The sequence below is a fragment of the Halomonas sp. genome (assembly GCF_033549285.1).
Classification (GTDB): Bacteria; Pseudomonadota; Gammaproteobacteria; order Pseudomonadales; family Halomonadaceae; genus Halomonas.
In genome coordinates, this window is sequence record NZ_JAWSUJ010000206.1 from 1 (window position 1) to 578 (window position 578).

The window sequence follows — 578 nt, forward strand, 5'->3', positions numbered from 1 at the left end:
TAGATGACCACATTAGCTCCTACTGGTAAAGCGCTACGAAGCCCGTCGTAGAGCGGTTTTTCATGCGTTTTCCCTGACCGCCAACCGAGCTGCCCGACCATCAGGTCACGCCGAACCCCAAGCTGGAGAAGCGCACACGTCGTCAGTTCTCGACTGAGTATAAGCTGCGCATCCTGGCGGAAGCGGATGCCTGCCGGCATGGCGAACTTGGAGAGCTGCTCCGCCGCGAAAAGCTGTACAGCAGCCAGCTGACCACCTGGCGCAAGGAGCTTGCCGAGAACGGCGTGGAGAAGCTCCACAAGACCGCCCCGGGGCCGACCCCGAGCAAGACCCCGGAGCAGAAGCGCATCGAGGCACTGGAGCGTGAGAACGCCCGTCTTCAGCACAAGCTCTCGAACGCCGAAGACTGCCTGGCACTCCAAAAAAAACTGTTTTCGATGCTCGATCGCATGAGCGATGGGAGCGAGCCATGATCACGGTGCTCGAAGAACGTCCGGCAGACCAGGGAAAACGCATGAAAGCCATCACACCGCGAGAATGTCCGCCAGATAGGTCTCATCCAGCGCGGCTTTCTTCTG

1 protein-coding gene is annotated in these 578 nt (G+C 59.7%); it reads left to right on the forward strand.

What is annotated here, in order from left to right; all coding sequences use genetic code 11:
• Positions 1 to 173: 173 nt before the first annotated feature.
• Positions 174 to 473 carry a hypothetical protein gene (locus tag SCI24_RS21445; protein ID WP_412930373.1) on the forward strand — a complete coding sequence of 100 codons (300 nt, stop codon included), beginning with the start codon at positions 174 to 176 and terminating at the stop codon, positions 471 to 473.
• The last annotated feature ends 105 nt before the right edge of the window (positions 474 to 578 follow it).